The organism is Haloarcula sp. NS06 (assembly GCF_051122755.1).
GTDB lineage: Archaea > Halobacteriota > Halobacteria > Halobacteriales > Haloarculaceae > Haloarcula.
Genome location: NZ_CP184846.1, coordinates 337,059 through 363,274, shown reverse-complemented (window position 1 = coordinate 363,274; position 26,216 = coordinate 337,059). Strand labels below are relative to the sequence as shown.

23 protein-coding genes and 3 pseudogenes are annotated in these 26,216 nt (G+C 61.6%); 16 read left to right on the top strand and 10 right to left on the bottom strand.

What is annotated here, in order from left to right:
- Nucleotide 1 precedes the first annotated feature (1 nt).
- Nucleotides 2–1,309 (bottom strand): urea ABC transporter substrate-binding protein, encoded by a 1,308-nt coding sequence (locus tag ACODNH_RS23290; protein WP_434531806.1) that lies wholly within the window; start codon nt 1,307–1,309, stop codon nt 2–4.
- A gap of 632 nt (nt 1,310–1,941) precedes the next feature.
- Between ACODNH_RS23290 and ureC the strand changes: the two genes are divergently transcribed.
- From ureC to ACODNH_RS23260, 6 genes are read left to right on the top strand one after another with little or no spacing between them, the layout of a single operon-like run.
- Complete coding sequence (gene ureC / locus ACODNH_RS23285; protein ID WP_434531805.1) at nt 1,942–4,062, top strand: urease subunit alpha; 2,121 nt, start codon at nt 1,942–1,944, stop codon at nt 4,060–4,062.
- A complete protein-coding gene (locus ACODNH_RS23280; protein WP_306710668.1) occupies nt 4,059–4,445 on the top strand; it encodes an urease subunit gamma in 387 nt (128 codons plus the stop codon). Before ureC ends, ACODNH_RS23280 begins: the two co-directional genes overlap by 4 nt.
- Nucleotides 4,442–5,065: an urease accessory protein UreG gene (gene ureG, locus ACODNH_RS23275; protein WP_434531804.1), complete on the top strand. Its 624-nt coding sequence runs from the start codon at nt 4,442–4,444 to the stop codon at nt 5,063–5,065. The genes ACODNH_RS23280 and ureG overlap by 4 nt, the downstream gene beginning before the upstream one ends.
- A complete protein-coding gene (ureD, locus tag ACODNH_RS23270; protein WP_434531803.1) occupies nt 5,065–5,964 on the top strand; it encodes an urease accessory protein UreD in 900 nt (299 codons plus the stop codon). Before ureG ends, ureD begins: the two co-directional genes overlap by 1 nt.
- Nucleotides 5,964–6,548 (top strand): urease accessory protein UreE, encoded by a 585-nt coding sequence (locus ACODNH_RS23265; protein WP_434531802.1) that lies wholly within the window; start codon nt 5,964–5,966, stop codon nt 6,546–6,548. Before ureD ends, ACODNH_RS23265 begins: the two co-directional genes overlap by 1 nt.
- Complete coding sequence (locus ACODNH_RS23260) at nt 6,545–7,234, top strand: urease accessory protein UreF (RefSeq protein ID WP_434531801.1); 690 nt, start codon at nt 6,545–6,547, stop codon at nt 7,232–7,234. The genes ACODNH_RS23265 and ACODNH_RS23260 overlap by 4 nt, the downstream gene beginning before the upstream one ends.
- 92 nt (nt 7,235–7,326) lie before the next feature.
- On the opposite strand, the pseudogene ACODNH_RS23255 reads toward ACODNH_RS23260, so the two are convergent.
- The 3 genes and pseudogenes from ACODNH_RS23255 to ACODNH_RS23245 all read right to left on the bottom strand — a co-directional run bounded on the left by ACODNH_RS23255 (nt 7,327) and on the right by ACODNH_RS23245 (nt 9,505).
- Nucleotides 7,327–7,886 (bottom strand): annotated as a pseudogene (locus ACODNH_RS23255) (class I SAM-dependent methyltransferase).
- A 1-nt stretch (nt 7,887) separates the two neighbouring features.
- Nucleotides 7,888–8,328, bottom strand: a complete 441-nt coding sequence (locus tag ACODNH_RS23250; protein WP_306710682.1) for a DUF302 domain-containing protein — start codon at nt 8,326–8,328, stop codon at nt 7,888–7,890.
- Nucleotides 8,329–8,917: 589 nt separating this feature from the next.
- Entirely contained in the window at nt 8,918–9,505 is a 588-nt protein-coding gene (locus tag ACODNH_RS23245) for a hypothetical protein (RefSeq protein ID WP_434531800.1), read from the bottom strand.
- Nucleotides 9,506–9,888: 383 nt separating this feature from the next.
- Between ACODNH_RS23245 and ACODNH_RS23240 the strand changes: the two genes are divergently transcribed.
- From ACODNH_RS23240 to ACODNH_RS23230, 3 genes are all read left to right on the top strand, one after another.
- Nucleotides 9,889–10,293 carry a helix-turn-helix domain-containing protein gene (locus tag ACODNH_RS23240; RefSeq protein ID WP_306710686.1) on the top strand — a complete coding sequence of 135 codons (405 nt, stop codon included), beginning with the start codon at nt 9,889–9,891 and terminating at the stop codon, nt 10,291–10,293.
- Between the two features lie 160 nt (nt 10,294–10,453).
- Nucleotides 10,454–10,813: a thioredoxin gene (gene trxA, locus ACODNH_RS23235; RefSeq protein ID WP_306710688.1), complete on the top strand. Its 360-nt coding sequence runs from the start codon at nt 10,454–10,456 to the stop codon at nt 10,811–10,813.
- Between the two features lie 227 nt (nt 10,814–11,040).
- Nucleotides 11,041–12,465, top strand: coding sequence for an FAD-dependent oxidoreductase (locus tag ACODNH_RS23230; RefSeq protein ID WP_434531799.1), 1,425 nt, complete (start codon nt 11,041–11,043; stop codon nt 12,463–12,465).
- Nucleotides 12,466–12,480: 15 nt separating this feature from the next.
- Here the strand turns inward: ACODNH_RS23230 and ACODNH_RS23225 are convergent, their stop codons facing one another.
- The 3 genes and pseudogenes from ACODNH_RS23225 to ACODNH_RS23215 all read right to left on the bottom strand — a co-directional run bounded on the left by ACODNH_RS23225 (nt 12,481) and on the right by ACODNH_RS23215 (nt 16,767).
- Nucleotides 12,481–15,063, bottom strand: a complete 2,583-nt coding sequence (locus ACODNH_RS23225; RefSeq protein WP_434531798.1) for a calcium-translocating P-type ATPase, PMCA-type — start codon at nt 15,061–15,063, stop codon at nt 12,481–12,483.
- A gap of 241 nt (nt 15,064–15,304) precedes the next feature.
- A pseudogene (locus tag ACODNH_RS23220) lies at nt 15,305–15,738 on the bottom strand (pyridoxamine 5'-phosphate oxidase family protein).
- A 126-nt stretch (nt 15,739–15,864) separates the two neighbouring features.
- Nucleotides 15,865–16,767: a universal stress protein gene (locus tag ACODNH_RS23215; RefSeq protein ID WP_434531797.1), complete on the bottom strand. Its 903-nt coding sequence runs from the start codon at nt 16,765–16,767 to the stop codon at nt 15,865–15,867.
- A 284-nt stretch (nt 16,768–17,051) separates the two neighbouring features.
- Here ACODNH_RS23215 and ACODNH_RS23210 point away from each other — a divergent pair, with 284 nt between their 5' ends.
- From ACODNH_RS23210 to ACODNH_RS23190, 5 genes are all read left to right on the top strand, one after another.
- The gene (locus ACODNH_RS23210) at nt 17,052–17,531 is read left to right on the top strand and encodes a pyridoxamine 5'-phosphate oxidase family protein (protein WP_434531796.1); all 480 of its coding nucleotides are present in this window, start codon (nt 17,052–17,054) and stop codon (nt 17,529–17,531) included.
- A 171-nt stretch (nt 17,532–17,702) separates the two neighbouring features.
- Nucleotides 17,703–18,125: a universal stress protein gene (locus ACODNH_RS23205; RefSeq protein ID WP_306710701.1), complete on the top strand. Its 423-nt coding sequence runs from the start codon at nt 17,703–17,705 to the stop codon at nt 18,123–18,125.
- Between the two features lie 139 nt (nt 18,126–18,264).
- Nucleotides 18,265–18,585, top strand: coding sequence for a DUF7471 family protein (locus ACODNH_RS23200; protein WP_306710703.1), 321 nt, complete (start codon nt 18,265–18,267; stop codon nt 18,583–18,585).
- 58 nt (nt 18,586–18,643) lie between these two features.
- Nucleotides 18,644–19,210, top strand: coding sequence for a nitrous oxide reductase accessory protein NosL (locus tag ACODNH_RS23195; RefSeq protein ID WP_306710705.1), 567 nt, complete (start codon nt 18,644–18,646; stop codon nt 19,208–19,210).
- A 70-nt stretch (nt 19,211–19,280) separates the two neighbouring features.
- Complete coding sequence (locus tag ACODNH_RS23190; RefSeq protein ID WP_434531795.1) at nt 19,281–19,808, top strand: winged helix-turn-helix transcriptional regulator; 528 nt, start codon at nt 19,281–19,283, stop codon at nt 19,806–19,808.
- Between the two features lie 74 nt (nt 19,809–19,882).
- Here the strand turns inward: ACODNH_RS23190 and ACODNH_RS23185 are convergent, their stop codons facing one another.
- The 3 genes from ACODNH_RS23185 to ACODNH_RS23175 are packed head-to-tail and all read right to left on the bottom strand — an operon-like array spanning nt 19,883 to nt 23,327.
- Complete coding sequence (locus ACODNH_RS23185) at nt 19,883–20,695, bottom strand: ABC transporter permease (RefSeq protein WP_434531794.1); 813 nt, start codon at nt 20,693–20,695, stop codon at nt 19,883–19,885.
- Nucleotides 20,692–21,417 carry an ABC transporter ATP-binding protein gene (locus ACODNH_RS23180; protein ID WP_306710711.1) on the bottom strand — a complete coding sequence of 242 codons (726 nt, stop codon included), beginning with the start codon at nt 21,415–21,417 and terminating at the stop codon, nt 20,692–20,694. Before ACODNH_RS23180 ends, ACODNH_RS23185 begins: the two co-directional genes overlap by 4 nt.
- Entirely contained in the window at nt 21,414–23,327 is a 1,914-nt protein-coding gene (locus tag ACODNH_RS23175) for a NosD domain-containing protein (RefSeq protein WP_306710713.1), read from the bottom strand. Before ACODNH_RS23175 ends, ACODNH_RS23180 begins: the two co-directional genes overlap by 4 nt.
- Nucleotides 23,328–23,532: 205 nt before the next feature.
- Between ACODNH_RS23175 and fdhF the strand changes: the two are divergent.
- Nucleotides 23,533–25,592, top strand: a pseudogene (gene fdhF / locus ACODNH_RS23170) (formate dehydrogenase subunit alpha).
- 329 nt (nt 25,593–25,921) lie between these two features.
- A complete protein-coding gene (locus ACODNH_RS23165) occupies nt 25,922–26,200 on the top strand; it encodes a hypothetical protein (protein ID WP_434531793.1) in 279 nt (92 codons plus the stop codon).
- The last annotated feature ends 16 nt before the right edge of the window (nt 26,201–26,216 follow it).

Below are 26,216 nucleotides of genomic sequence, written 5' to 3'. Positions count from 1 at the left end.
CCTACTCGGCCTCCTCGTAGTAGTCCACCGGGGTGTACTGGGTCTGCTCCGGGTTCTCGGGGAGGTTACAGCCGGCCGTCTCCGAGAGGAACGTTTCGGGAATCTGGCGGTTTTCGACGGCTTCGACGTTGTGCTCGTCGTCGGCGCGCATAATCCACATGTGGTGGTCGACGTGGTGGGTTGCACCGTCAAGGCGGATCGTCTCACCTTCCGGTGCTTCGGGTGCCTCCTCGGTGCCGAGTTCGATGCCCGACTCCAAGGCGTCGACGACTTCCGGCTGTTCGGTGGTCCCGGCCTGCTCGACGGCTTTCTTGTACATGTACGTCGAGAAGTAGTTGGTCTCAGCTTCCTCGTTGAGGTAGGGCGCGTCGGGGTACATCTCGAAGTACCGGTCGACGAAGCCGCCGTCGCCCGTGTTGCTGTCGGTCGGCACCTCCTCCATGTAGTTGACACCCGCGTAGATGTTGGCCATCGCCGGGGCGTCGAGCCGTCGGTGCTCATATCCCTGTGCCATCGCCGTCGAGGTGCCGATTGGCACGTCGAGGCCGGCCGAGGCCTTCTGTTCGTAGAACGACGTGTGGTTCGCCCCGACGAGCATCGACATGACGAAGTCCGGGTCGGCCTCCTGAATTCGGTTGATCGTCGAGCCGAAAGAGGATTCGCTGAGCGGGATGAACTCCTCACCAAGGACGTTTGCGTCGTTTTCGTTTGCCAGCACCTTCACCCAGTCCGCGGAGAGCTGGCCGAAGTTGTAGTCGGCCGCGATGGTGTAGATGTCCGGGCCGAACTCCTCGACCAGATACGGGAGGACGATACCGAGCTGTTGGCGGGCGGTCGGCCCGACCGCGAAGGTGAATTCGTCACAGACGCCGCCCTCGTACTGCGTGGTGTAGAAGTAGAGCTGTTCGTTGCGGTCGATTATCGGACGTATCGCCTCCCGGGTTGCCGAGGAGTAGCCGGCCCACAGCGCGTCAACGTTCTCCTCGTTGATCGCCGTGCGAGTCAGCTCCTGATAGCGCTGATTGTCAGACTGGGGGTCACGCTGGAACGTCTCAATCTGCTTCCCGTCGATACCGCCGTTGGCGTTGATTTCCTCAATGGCGAGCATCGACGCCTTTGCCTTCGGGTCGCCGACGAGAGCGAAGTTCCCAGACTGGTCCTCTGAAACCCCAATTTTGAGCGTATCAGTACTGCTCGCGGTGTCCGTCGAGGTGCCGCCTTCGCCGGCGGAACAGCCGGCGAGGCCGGTGGCGAGTGCGGCCCCGCTCGCGCCGAGGAATTGCCGGCGACTGAGGGGGGACCGGCTCATGCTTCCACCTCCGATACTAGGTTTTTGTTAGGATTGATATTTCCATCATCTTTGGTCATCTCTCGTTCTTTACTCACGATATCCGAACGTTCGTCCATGATGTCGTTCACAGTGTTGCCGTCTGGGAGGTGGCAAATAAGGTTTACCACTCTTATCTTATATTGTCCATCACACAGTCTTGATAGTATAAGGTCATCAAAGGATATGACGAATAGTCAGCCAAAGCAGTAGTACTGCTGGTGAAATTTGAACTATTCCGCTATTTTGTGTCGCTCTCGGTCAATGGGACAAAAGAACAAACTGCCGGCGTTGTTCCGGTGCAGTGACCTGTACAGCCGCTGTCAGTCAAATCTGGCTTCTGCGGCCCGAAATCACCCGTTCTATGCTCGCCCGCGCTGTCAGTGTCGCCGGTCATCGAGACCGCCGGCAGACTGGACGTGAGTCGTGTTGACTCCCGGAAGTAGGACAGTTCGATAGTCGAACCCCTTTATGTAGGTCTGAAACTTTAGCATTTAATCCGGTTCTCGATATAGAGGCGTCACTTGCGCAGAGAGCAATCATTTTAGTATGTGTATTCAAAGAGACGGGCAGATGATAGACAAACAGTCAGAAATACTCGGGGCGGTGGCGCGATGAGTGATAGACTCGTGCCCGGCGAGGTCATCCCGGGCGAAGGGACAGTGACGCTGAACGAAGGCCGGGAGACGACGGAAGTGACTGTCGGGAACACCGGCGACAGACCCTCGCAAGTCGGGTCGCATTTCCATTTCTTCGAGGCCAATGCGGCCCTAGAGTTCGACCGCGAAGCGGCCATGGGGATGCGGCTGAATATTCCTGCCGGCACGGCCGTCCGGTTCGAACCCGGCGACGAGCAGACGGTCGAAACTCGTCGAAATCGGTGGGAAGCGACGCGCCCACGGGATGAACGGACTGGTCAACGGGAGCGTCGACGGCGACACGAGCGACGCAGTCGAGCGGATGCGGGCGGCAGGGTTCGGGGACACGGCCGAGACCGCAACGGACGACGGCGACGCGGAGTCCGACCGATGACACGCGACATCGACCGCGAGAACTACGCCGAACTGTACGGGCCGACGACGGGAGACAAAGTCCGGCTGGGTGATACGGAGCTGTTCGCCAAGGTCGAAGAGGACCTGCGGACCCACGGCGACGAGGCGGTGTTCGGCGGCGGGAAGACGCTCCGAGACGGGCTGGGAATGGCTCCCGGCGTCACACAGGCAGAGGGCGCGCTCGACTGGGTGCTGACGAACGCGACGATTATCGACCCGATACTCGGTATCGTCGCCGCCGACATCGGGATTCGCAACGGGGAAATCGCCGGTATCGGGAAGGCCGGCAACCCCGACACGATGGACGGCGTCGACATGGTCGTCGGCCCATCGACGGACGTGTATCCAGCCGAGGGGAAGATAGCGACCGCCGGCGGCCTCGACATCCACGTCCACTTTAATTCCGCCCAGCTTCACGAACACGCGCTGTCGGGCGGTATCACGACGATGTTCGGCGGCGGGTACGGCGGCGGCGCGACCACCTGTACGACCGGGCCAGAGAACGTCAAGCGCTTCCTGCAGGCAGCCGAGGCGTGGCCGGTCAACGTCGGTTTCTACGGGAAGGGTAACGCCTCCGAGCCCGGCCCGCTCCGCGAGCAGGTCGAAGCCGGGGCCTGTGGACTGAAACTCCACGAGGACTGGGGGTCGACGCCCGAGACAATCGACACCTGCCTCGAGGTCGCCGAAGACGAGGACGTGCAGGTGTGTATGCACACCGATACGCTGAACGAAGCCGGGTTCCTCGAGAACACCTTCGGGGCTGTCGACGGCCGGACCATGCATCTGTTCCACATCGAGGGTGCGGGCGGGGGCCACGCGCCGGACATCATGGAGATGGTCGGCGAACCGAACATGCTGCCGTCGTCGACAAACCCATCGATGCCGTATACCGATAACACGTTTGACGAGCATCTGGACATGGTGATGGTGTGTCACCACCTCAACCCCGATGTGCCGGAAGACGTGGCCTTCGCCGAATCCCGCGTTCGGGCGGAGACCATCGCCGCCGAGGACGTGCTCCATGACATGGGCGCGATTTCGATGATGACCTCGGACTCACAGGCGATGGGTCGGATGGCTGAAGTCATCCCACGGACATGGCAGACGGCCTCGAAGATGAAATCCCAGCGTGGCCCGCTGCCCGAAGACGAAGGGACCGGCGCGGACAACCACCGTATCAAGCGCTACATCGCCAAGTACACCCTCAATCCTGCTATCAGCGCCGGCATCGAAGAGCACGTCGGGACACTCGAACCCGGCAAGCTTGCCGACATCTGCCTGTGGGACCCTGCGTTCTTCGGGGTCAAGCCCGCGATGACGTTCAAGGGTGGCTTCCCGGTCCACTCGGAGATGGGCGAAGCCAACGGGTCACTGATGACCTGCGAACCGATTCTTCAGCGCGAACGCGCCGGTGCGGTCGGCAAGGCCAAACACGCCCTTTCGCTGTCGTTCGTCTCCCCGGCGGCTGCAGAGGCCGGCATCGACGAGAAGTACGGGCTCGACTCCCGTGTCGTCCCGATTGAGGGCGCACGCACGCCCGGCAAGGACGACATGGTGCACAACAGCTACTGTCCGGACGACATCGAGGTCGACCCGGAGACCTTCGAGGTCCGGGTTGACGGCGACCACGTCACCTGCGAACCGTCTTCAGAACTCCCACTCGCGCAGCGATACCTGCTATGAAACTCACAGCCAAAGAACAGGAGCGACTCACGGTCTTTACCGCCGCAGAGGTCGCGCGACGCCGCAAGGAACGCGGTGTCCCGCTGAACCACCCCGAAGCTGTCGCCTACATCAGTGACTGGTGCATCGAGCGGGGCCGGGACGGTCAGTCGGTCGCCGAAATCCGCTCCGGCGCGTCGAAACTGCTCGGCCGCGAGGATGTGATGGACGGCGTCCCGGAGATGATAGATATGATCCAGGTCGAGCCAGTGTTTCCCGACGGGACGAAACTGGTCACGGTTCACGACCCGATTCGCTCCGACAGCGTCGGGTCGGCCGACGACGAACCGACGGAATCGGAGGCGGCGACTGACGGCGGAGACTCAGCGGGGACAGACGAGTGAGTCTCACACACCGCGACGTGGCGACGGTCGGTATCGGCGGTCCGGTCGGTTCCGGGAAAACCTCACTGTTGACCGCGCTTGTTCCCGAACTGCGCGACCAGGGGCTTGATGTGGGTGTCATCGCCAACGACATCCTCACACAGGAGGATGCCGATGTGCTCCGCGAGCGCTTCGCCGGCGTCGTGCCCGAGGACCTCGTCGCCGGCGTCGAAACCGGGGCGTGTCCGCACACGGGCATCCGCGAGGACCCGTCGATGAACCTCCAGCAGATCGATTCGTTCCTCGCCGAGCATCCGGAACTCGATCTGGTGCTGGTCGAAAGCGGGGGCGACAACCTCGCGGCGACGTTCAATCCCGAACTCGCCGATTACTCGCTGTACGTCATCTCGGTTGCAGAGGGGGAAGACATCCCTCGCAAACGCGGCCCGGGGGTCGTCGACTGTGACCTGCTCGTTGTTAACAAGACGGACCTCGCGCCCCACGTCGGCGTCGACCTCGACGTGATGGACCGGGACGCCAACGAGGTCCGGGATGGGCCGGTCGTCTTCACCAACTGCAAGGACGAGACGAATATCGACGAGGTGCTGACACACGTCCGCGACGGGGTGCTGTTCGCCTGATGGCCGCCGACGCGCCCCATCCAGCGTTCGAGGGGTATGCGACCGAAGCCGTGCCACAGGCCGCCGTGGGGTCCCCCGGGAAAGACGGCGTGCTCGAACTGACCTTCGAGCGGACGGCTGAGGGAACGACCCTGGTTCACGACTACGCGACGGTCCCATTCCACATCTCGGGAACGCTGGGCTACGACCCGCTCCCCGAGGCCGATACCGTCTTCATCCAGTCGCCGACCGGCGGCGTCGCCCAGGGTGACCGCCACGACGTGTCCATAACCGTCGGGGACGAGGCCATCGCGCACGTCTCGACCCAGAGTTCGACGAAGGTCCAGGCGATGACGTGTAACTACGCGGCCGCCGACACGACTCTCAGCGTCGGCGCTGGCGGCCACCTTGATTACGTGCCCGAGCCGACGATACTCCACGCCGATTCCCGCTACCTGCAGGAGCTTTCGGTCGATCTGGGCCCAGGTGCGACTGCTGTGGTCAGCGACGTGGTCGTCCCGGGTCGTCTTGCCAGAGGCGAGCGCTTCGAGTTCGAACGATACCTCTCCCGGGTACGCGGGACCGGCCCCGATGGGCTCCTGTTCGAGGACGCGACACATCTGCGGCCAGAGGAAGAGGATCCCACGGCACCCGGCGTTCTCGGCGAGTTCACCGTCTACGGGATGACGTTCGTTCTCGCACCGGACCGTGACGAGGCCGAACTGAGCGACGCACTCCACGCAGTCGTCGCCGACGGTGAGGCGCGAGCCGGTGCGACAGCGTTGCCGAACGGTGCCGGGGTCGCCGTTCGTGCCCTCGGCGACCGTGCCGAGACCGTCCAGTCGACGCTCCACGCAGCCTGGGACCACGCCAGACAGGAGTTACTGGACGCCCCTGCGCCGTCCGGGAGGAAGTACTGATGCTGGTCGCAGACACCTATCTCGGCCACCGTGGCGACGATGCTATCACCGAGGCCGTCGATGCATCGGACTACGCCACTGTCGTGCTCTCAGACACCGAACGCCAGCGCTCGCGGGTCCGGACTGAAACGACAGCCGGCCAAGACCTCGGTATCGTGGTCGCCCGTGACCTCGCAGACGGCGACGTATTGGAAGCTGGGGACGGCACTCTCGTCGTTGTCGAACTCGCCGAAATCGAGGCCCTTGTGGTCGATTTCGCCGACAGCGATATCTCACCGGCCGCGGCGCTGGAGGTCGGCCACGCAGTCGGGAACAAGCACTGGAACCTCGCAGTCCGCGGGCAAGAAGCCCTGTTCCCCGTGACCGACTCGAAGGAACGAATGGAAGACACGGTCGCCGACCTGCTCCCTGAGGACGTGCCGACGCGGTACGAGCACGTGCCGCCGACGACGTTCGACGATGACGGGGTCGATCACACCCACGGTGACGGCACCGACACGCATGATGGCGGTGGCCACAGTCACGGCAGCGCTGGACACACCCACGACCACGGCGTCCGTACTATTGACGGAGGGGACCAGTGAGCGACGCCCCAACCCTTGAGTCGTTCCGCCTCGCGGATTCGTTCCTGCCAGTCGGGACCTACACCGTCTCCTACGGGCTCGAACAGTTCATTCAGGACGACCGAGTCGAAGATGCGGCAGACCTCGAAGCGCTCCTGTCGACGTATCTCCGACGGCAAATCGGCCCCGCCGAACTCGTCGCGCTCCGGGCCGCACACGCCGCCGCGACCGACGGTGATATCGACGCGATCTGCCATGCCGACCAGCGCCTGTCGGCCGTGACGCTGGCCGCAGAGTTCCGCGAGAGCGCCCAGCAGTCCGGCGACCGGCTGCTCTCGCTCCAGACCGAACTACGTGACAAGGCGCTCCTGAACCGCTACGCGGAGCGCGTCGACGCCGACGAAGCACCCGGAAACTACGCCGTCGTACTCGGCGTTACGACGGCGCTGGCGGACGTGGCCGTCCGCGAGGCTTGTTTGCTGTGCTGTCACGGCTTCGTCACCGGACTCCTGGGCGCAGCCCAGCGTCTCCTGTCGCTCGGCCACACGGATGCCCAGCGAATTCTGGACGAACTACAGCCGGTGATGGCGGCCGCAGTCGACGATAGCGCGGGCCAAGGAGTAGATGAGATGACTCCGTTCGCCCCACTGGTTGACGTATTGGCCACCGAGCACGAACGGGCGGAGCGACGGCTGTTCGCCAGTTAACGCCAAGCACGTTTGAGAGCAGAGTAGGGCACTCCTGTTCTCGGACCGACTCTCGGAGAAACGGAGCGTGTCCAGTGGTCAATGCTGACCCGTTATTCAGCACTCACGACGAGCAGAAACGTCTCCGGTCGCACAGCCTCGAACTCAACCGTGAACCCGTGCTGGCGGAGCGCGTCCGTCGCCTCATCAGCCGAAAACCGTTCATCGACGGGCGGGCCGTTGCGACCGCTTCCAGAAGCCGCCCAATCGGCGATGGCGAACGTCCCACCGGACTTGAGCACCCGTGCAACCTCTCTCAGCGCCCCGTCGCTAGCGAACTCGTGGTATGTCATCGTCGAGAACGCCGCGTCGAGACTGCTGGTATCGAACGGGAGGTCGTCGACCGCACTCGTCACGAGGTCGACGTTGTCGGGGACACCTTTCTCCCGGTAGTAGTCGTGCATCATCTCCTGCACATCCACAGCGTACACGTGGTCGACGGCCGGTGCAACGTCGTCGGTGTAGAAGCCGGTCCCACTCCCGAGATCCGCGACCGTCTCGTCACGACTGGCCGACAGCGCCCAGCGGAGTTCTTCCGCAGAAGAGAACGGTACCGTTGCTGTGCATCTTCGAGCTTGTCGGCCCGGCCGGCATCAAAGGTGTGATAGCCCATGTTAGAGGTTCTGGAACGCCTCGTCAACGATTTCACCGGTGTCGGCGACGATATCTGCCATCTCCTCGTTGTCGGGTGCCATCCCGACGAGGCGAGCGATACGCATAATCGAGACGTGATAGACACGCTGTTGCCCGGGCTCTTCTTCCCAGATGACGACGTTGCAGGCCATGAGCGCACCGAGTCTGTTGTCCGTCGCATCGAGGGCACGGTCGGCAACTTCGGGATTACAGGCCCCAAGCACGTAGTACGGGTCACGGTCCGCGTCGATCTTCTCGTTGAGCATTTCGGAGGGCGAGAACTCGACGGGGACACCGAATCCGGCGTCAGTGAACACGTCCCGGACGTGTTCGATCGCGTCCTCGTGGCTCATTTCGAGCGTCGCCTGTTGTTCGCCGATGTCTTCAGGATCAATCTGACTCGGGTCGATTGGGAGCGTCATTCGTGTATTATATTGTGCCTACAGAGCAAAGTCTCTTCGGATATGCTGTTGGTAGCGTGACGCAATCTCGCAAATCCTGAATCTAACAGAAAACCCGCTAAGCGTTGAGGATGTAGCTGTACTGTGGGCTGAATATGGACTATTGCCCAGCCCTCAGGAGCGCTGCAGGTATAGACTGGTACGGAAGCGACGCTGTTAGCGAGCGCTTTCATGGGTGCTGAGCCAGGTCTGTCCGTGGAACCCCGTACACTTCCGTAGTTGCTTACATCGGACTGGATATCTCATTCAGCGTTCGAGGAGTTCACGCTCGTGACGCCCAGGCCGGGAGTCCGCGGTCAAAGGCGCTTCGCTCTCGAACCCCAAGCTAACTCTTTCAATGTAACCCAATAGTGTGAATAATGTGCAAAAGTATCGGGTCCCTGAGTAACGCCGGAGATACGGTTACGTGACGCCGTTGAAACCCTCCAGAGCTGATAGGAATGACGTGGTGAATACAGGCCGCATAGTCACCAATCTTCAGGTGCGGTCAGGTGAGGGTGGTGATTATTCAACACGGAGAGGACATAGGTCGCTCTACGGGAGAAGACACTCATCCGTTCTCGCGTCGAACAAGGTTCCCGAGAAGGACGTCGCCGAAGACGAGAACGAGAACTGCGCCGACAAGATCTGAGACGAGGTCGAGCAGCGTGTCAGTCTTTCCGTAGGAGACGAGTATCGGTTCGAGACCGAGTCGTCGCGACGAAGCGTGAATGATGTACTCCATGAATTCCCAGAGGATGCCCATGGTGGCGACACCGGTAATGACCCGCTGCTCCGGGTTTACGCCCAACCGCCGCGAGAGTACGTGAATCAGCCCACCAAGAACCGTCGCCGAGTGAATATGGGTCAGATTGTCCCACCACCAGATATCGTCGTACGGGCCGAGCATCCCGACAGCGTGTGTCAGCATCGCTGTCTCTACATAGATCCGCTGCCACGGCCGAAATTCAACGGCGCAACGCCGTTCCAAGATGTCTGGTAGAGACGCCCCTCCGAAAGCGATGAGTGCGTTCACAACCGCCCCAGGGCTCCGCCTTCTGATCCCCTCGGCGAAGCATACAGCGATACCTGTGCGGATCGCACTCTTGAGTAACCCTGTGACGTCCGGAAAAGGCGTCCCAGGTTCAGAACGACTCATACCTCATTGGGCCGCGTGTGTTGCGTGGCTGCCAAAGCAGTGTCCTGATCAGATATCATTTCCGAGAGCCTCGTTTTCTATTTCTGTCAGGGAGGATGTAGCTACCGTAGAAATACTTTATGTTGCTCGTGCTATAGACAGCCAAAACTTCCAGCGAACGGCTCGCTGGCTTTGAGCGGCGGGGTGAGCAACAACGGAGGCATAGAGGTCGAGAGGTGAGATGTACGCTACAACCGCGACGAGTAGAGACTACCCGGACGATGGGGCCGTGTCGGTTGGGTCATGAAACCATGCCCGCCCGTTAGCTGGCAGCTTTTGCGTGCAGTTGTGCGAACCGTACACAAGTCTTATAACTGCGTAGCGGGTACAAAAAGGTGATAACGATGCCAGATTCGATGTCTGAACAGCTCCGTCGGGACATGCAGTGTGAGGGTCTGTTAGAATGTTTCCACGGGCTCAAGGAACTCGACAAGGAATGCTTTCGAGCGCTTGTCGAAGCCGAGGAACCACTGACCGTCGACGAACTCGCCGATGCAGTCGATCGTGAGCGCTCAACCGCGTACCGCGCCGTCCAGCGGCTCCTCCAAACGGGCTTTATCGAGAAGGATCAGATCAACTACGATCAGGGCGGCTACTACCACGTCTACTCGCCGACAGACCCGTCACAGATTGCAGACGAGATGCAGCGGATGCTTAACGACTGGTACGCGAAAATGGGCCAGCTCATTCAGGAGTTCGAGAATAAGTACGAACAGTCCGAGTCTGCAGCCCCGACCGTCGAAAGCTAACGCCGCGTCTTTCTCTCTATCATACTCTGTCGCTTCCGAGCCGAGCAGATTTCTCCCCGTGAAGCGGTAACCATCTACTATCTTTACCAGCCGCCAGTATTTCATAGTATTGTGTATTGTGGGCAAAACCTTATTTGTCGCTGCCGCGTACATTTTGGTGATGGCAACTGATACTGCATCCGACGCCGGAACCACCGCAACAAACGAACCACTTCACATCGACGGCGCAGACCAGCTTGATGATGTCGTCAGTAAGTACGATGTCGTCCTGACGGACTTCTATGCCGACTGGTGTGGCCCGTGCCAGATGCTCGAACCGATCGTCGAGACGCTGGCCGCAGAGACCGCCGCGACCGTCGCCAAAGTCGATGTCGACGCCAACCAGCAACTCGCACAGTCGTACGGCGTCCGTGGCGTGCCGACGCTCATCCTGTTCGCCGATGGTGAGCAGGTCGAAGAAGTCGTCGGCGTCAAAGGCGAGGCAGACCTCCGGACACTCATCGAATCCTACGCCGAGTAAGGGCCCGAGACGCACAGGGTCTTGTCATCGCCGGCTCTAGGATCACGTGAGAGTTGGAAGCACCTCCCAGCCCCATTCAGTCGTGACAACTGGAAAAAGGCAGTTTTTGCGGAGTGAGAGGGCGACGAACAGCATCGAATCTGTGTCGGGCACACTCAATAGCTGCGGCAGCACGGGGTACCCACACCTCACTCAATCATTAGTACCATAGCGAGACGAGAGTCTGTATGACGGACCCGTTCGTAGTCATCGGCGGTGACGCAGCCGGGCTAAGCGCTGCAAGCAAGTTCGCCCGCGAGGCACCGGACCGTGACGTGATTGTCTTTGAAAGAGGCGAGTGGGTCTCCTATGCCCACTGCGGGACGCCGTATTACGTGAAGGGAACTGTCGAGCGGCTGACGGACCTCCTCTCGCTGTCGCCCGAGCAGGCGGTCGAACGGGGGATCGACCTCCGCCGGAACCACGAGGTCGTCGGCGTCGACACCGACGCAGAAGCGATCACCGTAGCCCACGACGGCGAGACGTTCAGCCAGCCATACGGCGACCTGCTGGTCGCGACGGGCGCACACGCGGTGACCGGGCCGATACCGGGGGCGGAACGCGACGGCGCGTTCACGATGCACGGGCTCGATTCGGCCGCCGCGGTCCGCACCGCACTGTCCAAGCCCGGCGACTCTGCCGTCGACACGGGCATCGAATACGTCGATACGACGCTCGTCGAGAAGTACGCCAACTGGGAGCCACCGAAGCGAGTCGCTATCGTCGGCGGCGGCTACGTCGGCGTGGAAATGGCCGAAGCGTTCCGGGTGCACGATGTCGAAACGCACCTCTTCCAGCGGTCGGGCCACCTCCTGCCGCCGTTCGGGGAAGCAGTGGGCGAGCGCGTTGCCGACCACCTCCGGAACCAGGGCGTGACGCTACATCTGAATACCGCCGTCGAGGAACTCGTCGGCAACGAGAGCGGGTGCGTCGCATCGGTCGCTCACGACAGCGGTATCATCGACGTAGACCTCGCGCTGGTCGGTATCGGCATCCGGCCGAACACAACCCTCGTCGAAGACACACCGGTCGACCTCGGTGCCTCTGGTGCGATAGCAGTCGACGAGTACGGGGCGACAAGCGTCGACGGAGTCTACGCCGCTGGAGACTGTGCCGAAGACCGCCACGCCGTGACCGGCGATCCTGACTGGGTTCCTCTTGGACTGACCGCGAACCGGGCCGGTCGCGCGATCGGGCAGACCGTCGCTGGCGACCCCTCGCCCGTCGGAAACATCGCCGGGACAGCCGTCGTGAAGGCGTTCGACCTCGAATGCGGTCGCGTCGGCCTCCTCGACCACGAGCAGGCCAGCGCTAACGGCTTCGACCCGGTGTCGAAGACAGTCACGGCCGGCTCCCGGTCAGGGTACTACCCCGGCGGTGACGACACCGACGTGACGCTGGTCGCAGACCAGAAGAGTGGTCGCCTGCTGGGCGGCGCAATCGTTGGGGCAGACCGGGCGGCGATACGTATCGACACGCTCGCGACGGCCATCGAAGCGGGCATGACCATCGATGAACTCGAACGGCTGGACCTGGCGTACGCACCACCGTTCAGCCCCGTCTGGGACCCGGTGCTGGTCGCCGCGAAAGTGCTCAACGGACAGCTGGAATAAGGGCGGTCCGAAGCGTCACAATCGCTTCACCCCGCTGGCAACAGCGAGATACAGCGGTAAGGCGAGTAAGAGGACGCCACCGAGCAATCCCCAGTCGGAGAGTCCGAGTGGGACCGTCCCGAAGTAGATGTTGAGGGGGCTGTACAGAACGGCGAGTTGCAGGAGTATCGACCCACCCACTGCGGACGCCAGCCAGCGATTGGATAGCGTCGGTGTCTCCCGGAGCCAGCGGATCACGTACAGCTTTTCGAATTCGAGGAACACGAACCCGGTGAATACCATCGTCATCGCGTAGGGCGTGACTGCGGGTGCGCCGGCAAGCGTGACCAGTAGCAGGCCGAGCATTACCATTGTTGAGATGACCCCTGTTCCCCCGATGAGCGCGAGCATATCGTGGTCAACGATACCGCGATCCGGATCTCTGGGCGGTCGCTGCATCACATCATCACTTTTGGGGTCGGCTCCGAGTGCCAGTGCTGGCAGCCCATCCGTCAGGAGATTGATCCACAGCAACTGGACTGCCGGCAGGACGAGGTAGCCAAAGAGCGAGGCGATAAAGACGATGGCGACTTCGGCCACATTGGCACTCAGCAGGTAGCCGACGAACTTCCAGACGTTATCGAAGATGGCTCGCCCGCGCTCGATAGCCCGCTCGATTGTCGCGTAGTTATCGTCCAGCAAGATAACGTCGCTGGCCTGTTTGGCCACGTCAGTCCCACGGTCGCCCATCGCGACGCCGATGTCGGCGTTTTTCAGCGCCGGTGCGTCGTTGACCCCGTCGCCTGTCATTGCGACAGTGTGACCGTTCGCCTGCAGTGCCTGCAGAATCCGGACTTTGTGCTCCGGAGACGTGCGTGCGAACACGTCCACAGACTCGACACGGTCGCGGAGCGTGTCCTCGGAACAGTCCTCAACATCGGCACCTTCCATCACGCGTTGGCCCAGACCGAGTTCGCTGGCGATGGCTGCGGCGGTCCGAACATTGTCACCGGTTACCATCTTCACGCCAACGCCTGCACGCTCGGTCGCCGCAATCGCGTCGGCGACTTCCCCGCGGGCCGGGTCAATCATACCGACCAGCCCGGCGAAGATCAGGTCGTCACTGACATCGTCGGCTTCGCCAGTGTCATCCCGTTCCACCACGTCGACATCCTCCGTGTACGCTACTGCGAGCACCCTGAGCGCGTCGTCAGCGAACGCGCCGACCTGTTCCCTGATCTGCTCGGCTCTGTCAGGCGTCAGGTCAGTCGGACCGGTATCGGTAAGAACGCGGGCGCACTTCGAGAGGATGACTTCAGGCGCACCTTTGACGTAGACCGTGTCATCGTGAATAGTGCCCATCCACTTGCGCTCGGATGAGAACGGGATCTCATCCGTTCTCGGGTGCTCTTCACGGAGGCGTTCGACGTCGATTCCAGACTCGTCAGCCGCCATGACGATGGCCTGCTCTGTCGGGTCGCCCGCTTCGAGCGTCGCATCGCTACACAGTGTCCCTGCGCGGAGCACCATGGCAACGCGGTTAGGCAGGGCTTCTCCGTCCATTTCGTCACTGTCGACAACAGCGTCGTTGACCCAGATCTGACTGACTGACATCCGCCCCTCGGTCAGCGTTCCGGTCTTGTCCGTACAGATGACATCGACGGAGCCCAGCGCCTCGACGGCAGGCAAGCGCCGCACGAGCGCGTTCTCATCAGCCATTTTCCGGACACCGAGGGCCAGCGTTAGCGTCACAACCGCTGGTAGTCCCTCGGGAACCGCGGCCACAGCGAGGGAGATTGCGGTGAGTGCCGCCTGAACCAGTTCGGTCCCCTGGAAGACGAGGAGTGGAACCACAAACGCAGCAAGCACCATCACGCCGACACCGAGCGTCCGCCCGAGCGTGTCGAGTTCCGTCTGCAGCGGTGTGTCTGTTTCCTCCGTGCTCGCGAGTTGGCGAGCGATGGCCCCGACCTCGGTATCCATCCCGGTGGCCGTGAGGACGGCAACGCCCGAACCACGCGTGACATTCGTCCCCTTGTACACCATCGATTTGCGCTCCGCAAGCGGTGCATCAGGATCCACCGGTTCAGTTTCCTTCGCGACCGGAGTACTCTCACCAGTGAGCGCTGCTTCGTCGACTTCCAGAGACTGACAGTCAATTAGCCGACCGTCCGCTGGAACGACATCGCCGCTCTCCAGTTCGACAACGTCGCCCGGGACGAGTTCGGTCGCGTCGACCGCAACAGACTGTCCGTCGCGTCTGACTGTCGCTGTCGGTGCGGTCAGTTCTCGCAGTGATTCGAGCGTGTCCTCTGCACGGTAGTCCTGAACGAAGCCGAACAGTCCGTTCCCGACCACAATGACGGCTATCAGCACTGCGTCAACAGCGTTGCCCGCCCACACGGACAGTATCGCAGCCGCAACAAGAACCCAGATAAGAGCGCTATCGAACTGGGCGACAGCGATGTCGAGTGGTGTCCGTTTGCTCCCCTGCGTTATTTCGTTCTCGCCGTGCCTGCTGAGCCGATTTCGGGCTTCCGATGCCGACAGCCCATCAGACTCGCTGTCAAGCCCCGAAAGAACGTCGGTAGTTGGTTGCGTGTGGGCGGCCTCGGACATGGAAGTCTGATCTACCGCAGTGTTGATATGTGTTTGCCTCCACACTACGGCGGTTCTTCTTTGAGACGCTGGTTTCGACGGTGGAACGGTCGTGTCTGACTCGTGACAATCGCAACCAAATGAGCATATAAAACGAGGTTCGAGACACCGGCGTGAGCGGTGATTCCGAAATCGTGTAATGGAGCCTCGAGTGGTGTTGTAAGGGACCGTCTCGAGTGGTGTTGTAAGGGACCGTCTCGCTCTAAGGTTCAGTTCGGCCCGTTAGGTCATCCGGCACGAGGCGGTAGAATTCGAAGGTCACTTCGCGGAGTGGGCGTTCGAAGATGTCAATCAACGGAATTTCGACGTGCTCAAGCCCCGCTAGCGTTTCAGTCTCGATTCCCTCCCGTTCTACGTCTTCAAGTCGACCGCTGGCGACCACACTCTGCCATCCGGTCTCCGTCTCGTGATAGGTCACGAACGTAGCCGGGCGGTCGCTGAGTTCGCCTTTCGACTTCTCAGTGCCGGCAGCCAGACGGAAATAGAAGGTGGTGGTCGGCGCGTCGTACCCATACGAAACCGGAACCGAGTGTGGCGGCGCGTCGCCGGCGGCAAGTGAGAGGACACCCGTGCCCCATTGTCCAGAAGCGCGTCCCGTTCCTCGTCGGTCATCGTAACCGGGTTTTCCGCGGACATAATTATTGTCACGACAGGAACAACAATAAGTGCATGGTCGGGTCGTATCTGCCTGCCGCTTCGCTGGGCACATGGTGGACGCCGTACGCAGCCGGAGGCTGACAGACAGGAACGCGTGTCCCTGTTTCAGCCCTCGTTGGCATGCTGATCCCGGGCGTTGACTGCCAGCACAGGCATATCGGCGTGTCTGATGAGCCGCTCTGTCGTGCTTCCCATAATGAACCGATTGAGCCCGGTTCGGCCGGCCGTCCCCATGACGATCAGATCGATGTCGTTCTCCTCGGCGTAATCGAGGATATCTGCCGCCGGGAATCCATTGATGACCTGTGTGACAGTCTCGACGCCGGCTTCGCGGGCTCGCGCTGCAATCCGCTCGGTGACTTTCTCACCCTGTGATTCCAGGGTGTCAATCAGGTCTTTCGGCAGCGTGTATTCCGCTCCGGTCGCAATATCGCCGAGATTGACGATGTTCAGAGCGTGAACGCGGGAATCGAACTTCGCCGCAATCTCGCAGGCCGGTTCGACAGCAGCCGTTGCGGACGTGCTTCCGTCCGTCGGGACGAGAATATCATCGTAGGAGTCGGTCTCGCGACTCTGTTCGGTGGCACGGACAGTGAAGACAGGGACATCGGCCTGCCGGACAACACTCTCTGTCACGCTCCCGGCGAGATATCGCCCGACACCTGTGCGACCGTGCGTTCCCATTGCGATCAGGTCTATCTCGTTGTCGTCACGGTATGCACATATCTCCGCTGCTGGATTGCCCGTGCGGATAGTCGTCTGTATCGCTCCAGCGGCGTCTACCGCATCTGTGATAGCTGTGACGGTTTCTTCGGCGTCAGCCGTCATGCGGTCGAGTGTCTCGTCGTCGAGATTGCCACTGCTGAATGGCCCGCCTGCCGTTCGCGTATCGATGACAGCCATGACGTGCAGGCTCGCGCTGAACGCACGCGCAAGCGCTGCCCCGTGTTCAGCGGCCCGGGTCGCGTGTTCGCTACCGTCGGTCGGGACCAGAATGGAATCGAGCATTGTTGTGTTTACAACTCGTTGTTGTCAGTAAATAAACGGCAGTCGCGATTCTCACGCTATTAGAAATCCGGCAGTTGAGAGCGACGGCGCAAATATTTTGACCGAGTTGCCAGCAGTTCTCGGTGGCAGATATCCTACAGTATGTGATGAGTACCGAGCGACTTCGGTGATAAGACACTCTCTGTGCCGCAATCTAAACAGCCTCTCTCCTGAGAAGCCCGCTCTACCTTTTTTTACCGTGGGGTTACATTCATGATACGTAACTGGATGATCAGACGCGACCTATGACAGTTGATCAACTAGAGGAGTACGGACTCGAACAGATGGATGACGAAGAGATTCAGGACTTTCTCTCCGCACACTCGACCGGCGTTCTGGGGCTTCCGACGACAGATGTTCCGTATCTGCTGCCGCTATCGTACGGCTTTGACGACGGGGCGTGCCTCTATTTCACCTACCTGCTGGGCGAATCGAGTCAGAAAGCGGAACTAACTGAGCGAGCCGGTCGTGGCCGGTTTCTCGTCTACGACATCGAAACCGCGTTTGAGTGGCAGAGCGTGATGCTTGCTGGCGATATCAGCAATGTGCCGGAAGACGAATGGTCGGAGATCACGGCGATGACACAGAACGCCTGGCGACCCAACACGCTCCAGACGGCCACCACCTCCGGCGGAGTCGCACTCTACGAGTTCGAGATAACGGAGCTTGCCGGTATCCGGCAAACCGGATTAGCACCCGACTTTCGGGAAAACATCGAGCCGTGACTTCGCTTGCTTGTGGCAAGGAAAGCTGGTTACGCCCGTGAAAGCTCGATTGACGATATCCTATCAAAGTCTGTCCGTTTGATCTGTGGACGACCACAGTATGTGATAACAGATTACTATCATTTGAGAATGGTCAGCGGATTGAAATAGGATGGCGTCCCCTATTCTAGCATGTACGACACAATTGTGGTTGCGACCGACGGGAGCGCTGACGCGAACCGCGCAGCGACACACGCGCTTGAACAGGCTGAGCAACACGGTGCCGAGCTTCACGCCGTCTTCGTTGTCAATACAGACCGACACGCGGAGCCGGCCCTGAGCAGTATGGAACTGGAAACCATCGAGGTTGAGGAATGGGGGGACGATGAACTCGCAGAAGTCGCCGAGAGAGGCGACGCAGTTGACGTCGAGGTCACCACCCGATGCTGCCACGGGAAACCGTACGTGGAGATTATCAGCTATGCCGACGAGGTCGACGCCGACCTGATCGTGCTCGGATACCACGGGCATTCCCACAGCGAAGGCGACCAGATCGGAAGTGTGACCGACCGGGTCGTCCAGAACGCGGGCCGACCGGTTCTGGTGGCTACCTGAGAGGGTCACATACCCGTTCGAACAGATGTTCACTGGCGAAGCGGTATTCGGGTATACACCTCGGACTGAGATGCGGGCGCGACAGCGACTGCGACCGAAACCGATTCCAGTGCGACCACTCGAAACACAAGCCTGAGAGATGCTCCAACCGACGGCTGATTGGATCGGTCCCGGTCAAACGGCACTGTTGATCGCCGTGCTGGGCCTCTCCGCGCTTGGAACGCTGGCGCTGTTTTCCGTCGCAGCGGTCAGTACATACCGCCGCCGGTCACGGCCGTACGTGCTGTTGACCGTCGCTATCGGGTTGCTGGTATTTCGGTCCGTGGTCGGCATCGGGACCGTCCTCGGTGCTGTCCCAATGGTCGTACACCATCTCACTGAACACGGGTTCGACTTCCTCATCGCGCTGCTGGTATTGAGTGCGATCTATTCAGTCGCGCCGCCAAGTGTCCCTGACTGACCGGCGTTTCGACGGTCGCACCATGAACCATTTGGTGTCGTTCAGCGTAGCATCTAGTATGTCTGAACATGCAACAGGCCTCACACGACGATGCTTCCTAGCCGGGACTGGGACTGTGGCAGTCGTGTCACTCTCTGGATGCCTGGGGAACGGTGAAGAAATCGACCCGGTCAGCATCGAAAGCGGCCAGAGCTGCGACCAGTGTGGGATGGTCATCGACCAGCACCCGGGTCCGGTCGGCCAGACGTACTACCAAGATAACACGCCCGAGGGGCACGACTCACCGGCACGGTTCTGCAGTACGACCTGCACGTATCGCCACCGATTCGCCAAGGAGCAAGCGGGGTGGACCCCCGCGGAGACGTTCCTGACCGACTACAGCACAACCGATTACGAGATTCGGACCGACGGGGGCAAGACAATTATCTCCCGGCATCTGGAGGCCGAGGCGTTCGCGCCGGTGGGGCAACTCACCGTCGCTGCGAACTCCGACGTGGAGGGCGCGATGGGGACGGCTATCGTTCCGTTTAGCGACAGCGCGGACGCCGAGTCGTTTGCCGAAGAGTACGGCGGCCAGACCCTCCCCGCGGAGGACATATCGAGAGAACTGGTTGGCGGGATGTAGACGAGTTCCCACGCAGTGAGAACGCTCGATACCCTGTTGTCTTGGTAGGTGGAAGGCTGTTCTGAAGACCATGTCCACGGTTACTGAGCAAGTGCGTTCCCATGTCGAGTCCAAACCGGGAGTCCATTTCAACGCGCTTGCGGCAGACCTCGATATCGCGACCGGACAGGCACAGTATCACCTGCGGAAACTGCGCCGTGCCGGCGATATCGTTGGTGAAGAGATTCAGGGCAAAACGCACTATTACAGTCAAGAGTACGGCCCTTGGGAGCGACGTGTGCTTGCCTTTGCCCGGCGGGAGACCGCGCGGACGATTCTTCTACATCTGCTGGAAGCGGAGTCCCTGTCGGCAGACGAACTGGCCGACCGACTGGGCGTCGCCCGGAGTACTGTCTCTTGGCACGTTTCGGCACTGGCCGACGCGGAGATACTCGAAAAGTCGTACGGCGAACGGGGGCGTGTTGTCGTGGCTCTGAGCGATCTGGACGCGACACAGCGGCTGCTCGCGGTGGTCCGACCATCGCTTACGGACCGTCTCATCGACCGGTTCACGCGGCTGGTCGACGAAGGGCTCGCAGCCGCCTCGGACGACGACTGAACTGCTACTCTCAGCCGTAACTACTGCGGGATATTCAGAGGACGTCATTCTTTCCGGGCTTACAGCCGTCAGTATCAGGCCGCATCCGTCGCAAGCATCGCCCCCACAAACGTGAGTCCCCACCAGAACAGGAGCGAGAGGGCAGCGACCCACGTCGGGACGAACGCTGAGCGGCCCGGGACAGCGACGTACAGGACCTGATCGAACACGAGGCCGCGGTACGCCCCGGCCGGCGTCATGGCGAGCGCGCCGCCGAGCGTGCCCGTGGTGACGCCGGTGTCAAGCGCTGCGAACACCGCGAGGTCACTTCCGACAGTGAGGACCAGCAGCCCGGCAAGTGCGAGCACGAGCGCTCGGCCCCGGCTGCCGGCGAGCGCTGACAGCAGGAACGCGATAGTCAGCGACGAGAGCGCGTACAGGACGGTCAGCGCGATGAATCGGATGAACAGGAACGGCGAGTCGACGCCACGGTGACTCGCAAACACCGTCGTCTCCGGTCCTGCGGTCGTCGCCACGTTGATGCCCAGCGCCAGCAACGGGACGACAACGATAGTGAGCAACAGCAGGGCACGTCCCGCGTACACCCCGCCGACGTACGACCACGTCGAGAGTGGGTAGGTGTCAAGTATGTCGAGTTCTCCCCGGACAGCGGGGTCGGCAATCGCGCGATAGCCAACGGCGAAGGCAAGCGTCGGCACGAGGACTTCGACGGCGACGAGCGTATCGACGACGGTCGGAACGTAACCGCCGGCGGGGCCGCCACCGGCATGGGCGAGGCCGAACAGGACAATTCCCGTGACCAGTCCGAGCGCGAGATAGGTTCGTGTCCTGACCGCACTACGGACCTCCCGCACGAAAACTGTCCAGAAACCGGTACCGTCTATCATGGCTGTGTCCCCTCTGGTGCAGCGATAGTGGCTCTGTCCTGTTCCAGAAGCGCTGTGAACGTCTCGTGAAGCGGCCCGCCGGTCTGTTCCCGAAGCGATTCTACCGACCCGGTCCGCACGAGGCGGCCGGATTCGAGTACTACCAGTCGGTCAGCCGTCGCCTCGACGAGTGGCAGTTCGTGCGAGCAAAGAACCACGGCACGGCCGGCGTCGGCAATCGATTCGACGATGTCGAATATCAGTCGACTCATCGCCGGGTCAAGCCCGCTTGCCGGTTCGTCGAGCATCACAATCGGCGGGTCGCCGGCCAGTGCCTGTGCGATTCCCAGAAGGCGCGTCATTCCCCCGGACAGCCCTGACACGGGACGGCTGGCCACTTCTTCGAGGCCGACACGTTCAAGCAGTCGAGCCGGGTCGTCGTCAACGAGGTCCGCGTAGAACGCAGCAGTCTCCCGGACGCTGAACCCCGGCCGGAAGGTCGGCCGCTGTGGCAGGTAGCCCAGCTGGCGTTTGGCCTCAGGCCCACCGTATGAGACAGTCCCGCTGGTGGGTCGCTCGATGCCCAGAAGCATGCGCAGGAGCGTCGTTTTCCCGGACCCGTTCGGGCCGATGAACCCGGTCACGGCGTCGGACGGCACGTCGAGTGACACCTCCGAGACGGCTGTCACATCACCGTATTGTTTCGTGATTTCGTCCGCCGTGAGGTACGTCTCGCCAGTCATGCTGCCCCCTCCATCGATGTCTCGTTTCGAAGACGCCTGACGGTCTCGGGATTCGCAGGGTCTGTCAGGGGTGCCCTGTCGACAATGCTTCCCCGGCGGAATCCAGGCGTGGTGCCGCGAAGCGCCCGGAGGCCACGGACGCTCGGTGCCGACCTAAGGACGACCGCAGCGTCGGTCTGATGGAGACGGCGGTCGACAGAATCGGTGGGTGAGTAGGAGTTGGCCAACACCGGGCCAGTCCTGCCAGTGAGGTCGTACGCGCCGCTCCAGTAGTTCCCCCTGCCGTCGTGCGTGTACACGCGTAGCGGCCCCGGTCCCGAGATGGCGTGGCGGTCGTTCGCGATGAAATCGTTCTCGGTGACGATGTTCGACGGGACGACGGTCGAGGCCCGCACACCGATGTCATTCCCGTAGAGTACGTTGTGCTCGTACAGGGACCGGTCGGCGTTTGTGGACATCGCCTGCGTAGTGTCGACTACCACGTTGTGTGCAATATAGCTCCGGGAGCCGGCTAACATGACGCCGCTCCCGGAGTGGCGCACGTCGTTCCCGACGATGGCATTCGCCACGGGATTCGTCATGACAACGACGCCAGCGTACTCCTGTCCCCTGGCGACGTTGTCCGCAACGAGCGACCGAGAGGTGTACATCAGGTGGACGCCGAAGCGGTTGTCCCGGAACGTGTTGTTCCGGACAGCGGTCCCGTCGGCCCGGTGGAGGTACACGCTGTCACGCCCGCCGTTGAACACCGAGTCCTGCACGACAACCGACCCGTGCATCCCGATAACGCCCATGAACCCATCTTGCCAGTCTGCCGTCCCGTTGACCGTGACGTTCTCGACGACTGCGCCGGGTGTCCGCCGCAGAACGACGCCGCTGGCGGGCGTCTCGACGCTGAGGTTCGCAACGTACAGTCCGGACGCGTTCCGACCGGTCACGGCGGCGTCGCTGTTGCCATAGGCGGTCGTGACGGTGGCGTCCCAAGCGCTATCGTTGCTCTGCGTCGGGTCGCCGACCGTCGTGTTGCCGACGCCGACAATTTCGAACCCGGTGACACCGACGCGGTCGGCAGTCACTGTCACGACAGTGCCGTTCCCTCCACCGTCAAGCGTCGCTCCGGGGCCACTGAGGGTGAGTGGCTTGTCTATCGTCACCTGCTCGTCGTACGTACCGGCCGGAACAACGACCGTCGTGTTCGGTGGTGCCGCATCGACGGCCGCCTGAACCGTCGGGGCATCAGTTCCGACTTTGACCGAGACGGGCCGATTTCGACGCTGGCGAGCCGCCTGTACGGTGGCGTTCGCATCGGTTCGTCGCGGGCCGACCTGTTCTCGGACTGCCGCCGCCTGTTCGAGGGCGAACGATCTGGATCTGAGCGCGTCCCAGTCGATGATTTGCCCGCCGCACGTCTCGGCGAACGCCGCGGCGTCGTCCCGGTCGGCAAAGGGCACAACCGCCGGCCCGGACGGGACCCGCGCCGAGCCATCGACGACGTAGTGGGCCTGATTGGCTTCGACCCAGTCGGGCGGTGTGGCGGTCCGGAGAGAGCCGTCGTCGCCGCACCTGACCGGCCGGTCACTGTAGTCGGAAACGTACACCACGAGTGGATACCCGAACTGCTGCTCGTGTCCCGGCTCGGTGAGCGCTGTCACAGCCTGACCGATGCCGACGTAGCCGACGACGTAGCGGTACTGTGAGTAGAAGACTTGCGCGCGCGGGACGCTGATACTCCGATTCCGGGCGATCTGTTCGTCGGCCGCCGTAACACCGCGTTGCACAGTGGTATCGAACACCACCGGTTCGGGGCGGGCGCTGGTGGTGTCGACGGCAAACGACGCGGCGAAGACCAGTGTGCTGAGAACTACCGCCAGTAGCGTAAAGACTTGTACAGTCGTCAGAGCTGGTCGCATCTACCGGCACTACGAGCGATGTCCCATTACAGTATGTGGTGTGGCTCTCGAAACTGGCGGCGCACCCGCACGCGGGGCCAACGACATCAGTCCGCAACCCACCTCTGGCACCGTTCGAATAGCGCCAGTATCCTCACGCTGATAAACCCGCCTACGTTTTACCGATGGGCTACTTGTAGCTGCGTTCCTATCATCCAATGTACAGATGGGCACCAATCAGGACCGAAACCCCCGGGCCGAGCAGACAGTCTGTCCGTACTGTGGCGTCGGCTGTACGATAGAGTACGCGGGCAACGGGAAGGCAACCGGCACAGCGGGGCCAGTGAACACGAAGGGAGAGATCTGTCCCAAGGGAGGGGCCGCATTCGACGTTGTCGAACACGAGGACCGGCTGACCGAGCCACTCGTCCGGGAGGGCAGTCGCTTCGTCACCGCATCCTGGGAGGCTGCCCTAGCTCGCGTGACCGACCGACTCACCGAAATCATCGACCAGCACGGGCCGAACGCCGTCGAGTTCTTTGCCTCGTCGAACTGTACGAACGAGGAGAATTACGTCTTTCAGAAGATTGCGCGGATGCTCGGCACCAACAACGTCGACAACTGCGCCCGCCTCTGTCATTCGTCGACCGTGGCCGCGATGAGCGAGCGCCTCGGTGCCGGGGCGATGACGAACACGCTCGATGACCTCGCCGAAACCGACTGTCTGCTCGTCACCGGCGCAAATCCGGCCGAACAGCATCCAGTCATTTTCCGTTCGTACTTCTTACCGGCAATTCGCAACGGTGGCACGCTCATTCATATTGACCCGCGCGAGACAGACACGACCGATGCCGCCGACATCCACCTCGACGTTCGCCCCGGATACGATATCCAGCTCCTCAATTCGATGGCGAAAGTCATCCTCGATGAGGAACTCGTCGACGAGTCCTTTGTTGAGGAACGGACGACCGGCTACGCGGACCTGACAGCACACCTTGACGATGTCGACGTCGGGTCGGGTGCCGACGTGGCCGGCGTCGACGCGGAAACCGTTCGGGACGCAGCCCGGGCGTACGCTGAGGCCGATAGTGCGGCGATTGTCACCGGAATGGGGATGAGCCAGCACACGTCCGGGACCGACAACGTACACGCGCTGTTGAACCTCGCACTGCTGACCGGCAACGTCGGTCGCCCGGGGACCGGCGTGAACCCGCTCCGTGGCCAGAACAACGTGCAGGGGGCCGGCGACGTCGGAGCGCTTCCCAGCGTGCTTCCCGGCTACGAACCCGTCACGGACCCGGATGCCCGACAGCGAGTCGCAGACGAGTGGGGCGTCGAGCCGCCGAGCGAACCCGGCCTGACAGAGACGACTGCGACACACCAGTTCGGTGACACGGTCAAAGCTGCAGTCGTCTTCGGTGAGAACCCCGCTGTCACGGAACCAAACGCCAGTTCTGTCCGGTCCAGTTTCGATGACCTCGATTTCTGCGTCGTCATCGACCTCTTTGAGACTGCAACCGTCGACCACGCCGATGTGGTGCTCCCGGGAAGCAGTTGGGGGAGAAAGCGGGAACAGTGACCAACACTGACCGGCGGGTGATGCGGATGCGGCCGAACGCTGACCTGCCCGGGAACGCTCGCCGTGACCTCGATATCCTCACTGACCTCGGTCAGCGGCTGGTCAACCAGTCAGACGCGTTCGACTACGACGGCCCGGAAGCGGTGTTCGAAGAGCTAACGCGGGTCAATCCGCTGTACGCCGGCATGAGTTACGACGGCATCGGTGAAAGCTACCAGCGGTGGCCGTTCCTGGCGGGCGCTGATTCCGGAACCGACGTGCTCCATACGGAAACGTTCGCGTCGGGCCAGCAAACCGCTCCGCTTCGCCCGGTCTTGCCGACGCCGCCAGCCGATGCCGTCTCTGGGGAGCAACTCGTTCTCACGACAGGGCGCGCGCTCCAGCACTTCAACAGCGGCGCACTCACTCGCCGGTCGGAGACGCTCATGCGAATGCGCGGAGAGGACGTCCTCGAGATACACCCGGACGACGCTGCCACACGGGGCATCGAGGACGGCGATACTGTCGTCGTCGAGAACGACCGCGGCAGCGTGACAGTGTCAGCGGCTGTGACGGCGGCTATTCGGCCCGGAGTCGTGTTCTGTACGTTCCACTATCTGGACCCGCTCGCAAATGCCCTGACCGGCGATGCTCTCGACCCGGTCGCCGAGATTCCGGAATACAAGCACTCGGCGGTGCAGGTGCAGAAGCCATCGGCGACCACATAGACAGAAAGCGAGTCCGGAGACGCTCTGGAAATAGTTGAGCGGATCGGATGCGTAGGTCTTGCGAGCGGTGTGCAACCCAGAGAGTGACGACGGTGTGGTTTCATCCTGATTGCTGTGACTGTGTACCAGTACGACTGCACGACGTGGTGCGGTCGATGCCGAAATGACCTACAGCAGTCACTATGAGATGGCTATCGGTAGACGTAGAGATAGCCTGCGGATTACCAGAACTATCGACTCGCTGTAAGGGAGAATAAAACAATTTCTACGTTTCTCACGGCAGTGGATTAGGCGCAATGGTAATCCCACTTGCAACTATAGTTATACGTATGATGGGCAGTCAAAAGAACCGGAAACTCAGTGCGGCAGTGGTACTCGTTCAGGGCGTGGTAACTGCACTCTTCCCACAGATCAGTGTCAAACTTATCAAGCGTATGATCGGGAAGAACTTCGAGAACGCGTCCCAGCTCACGGTGAAGCCAGCGTATCGCCGACAATTACGTGCAGTTGGTGTCGGGATGGTCGCCGCAGCCGGGACCGATCTCCTGCTACAGAGCGCTGCGGAGACGGACGAAGGCCCGGTGGCAATTGATGGAGACAGCGAGTAACGACGGCGGCTACACC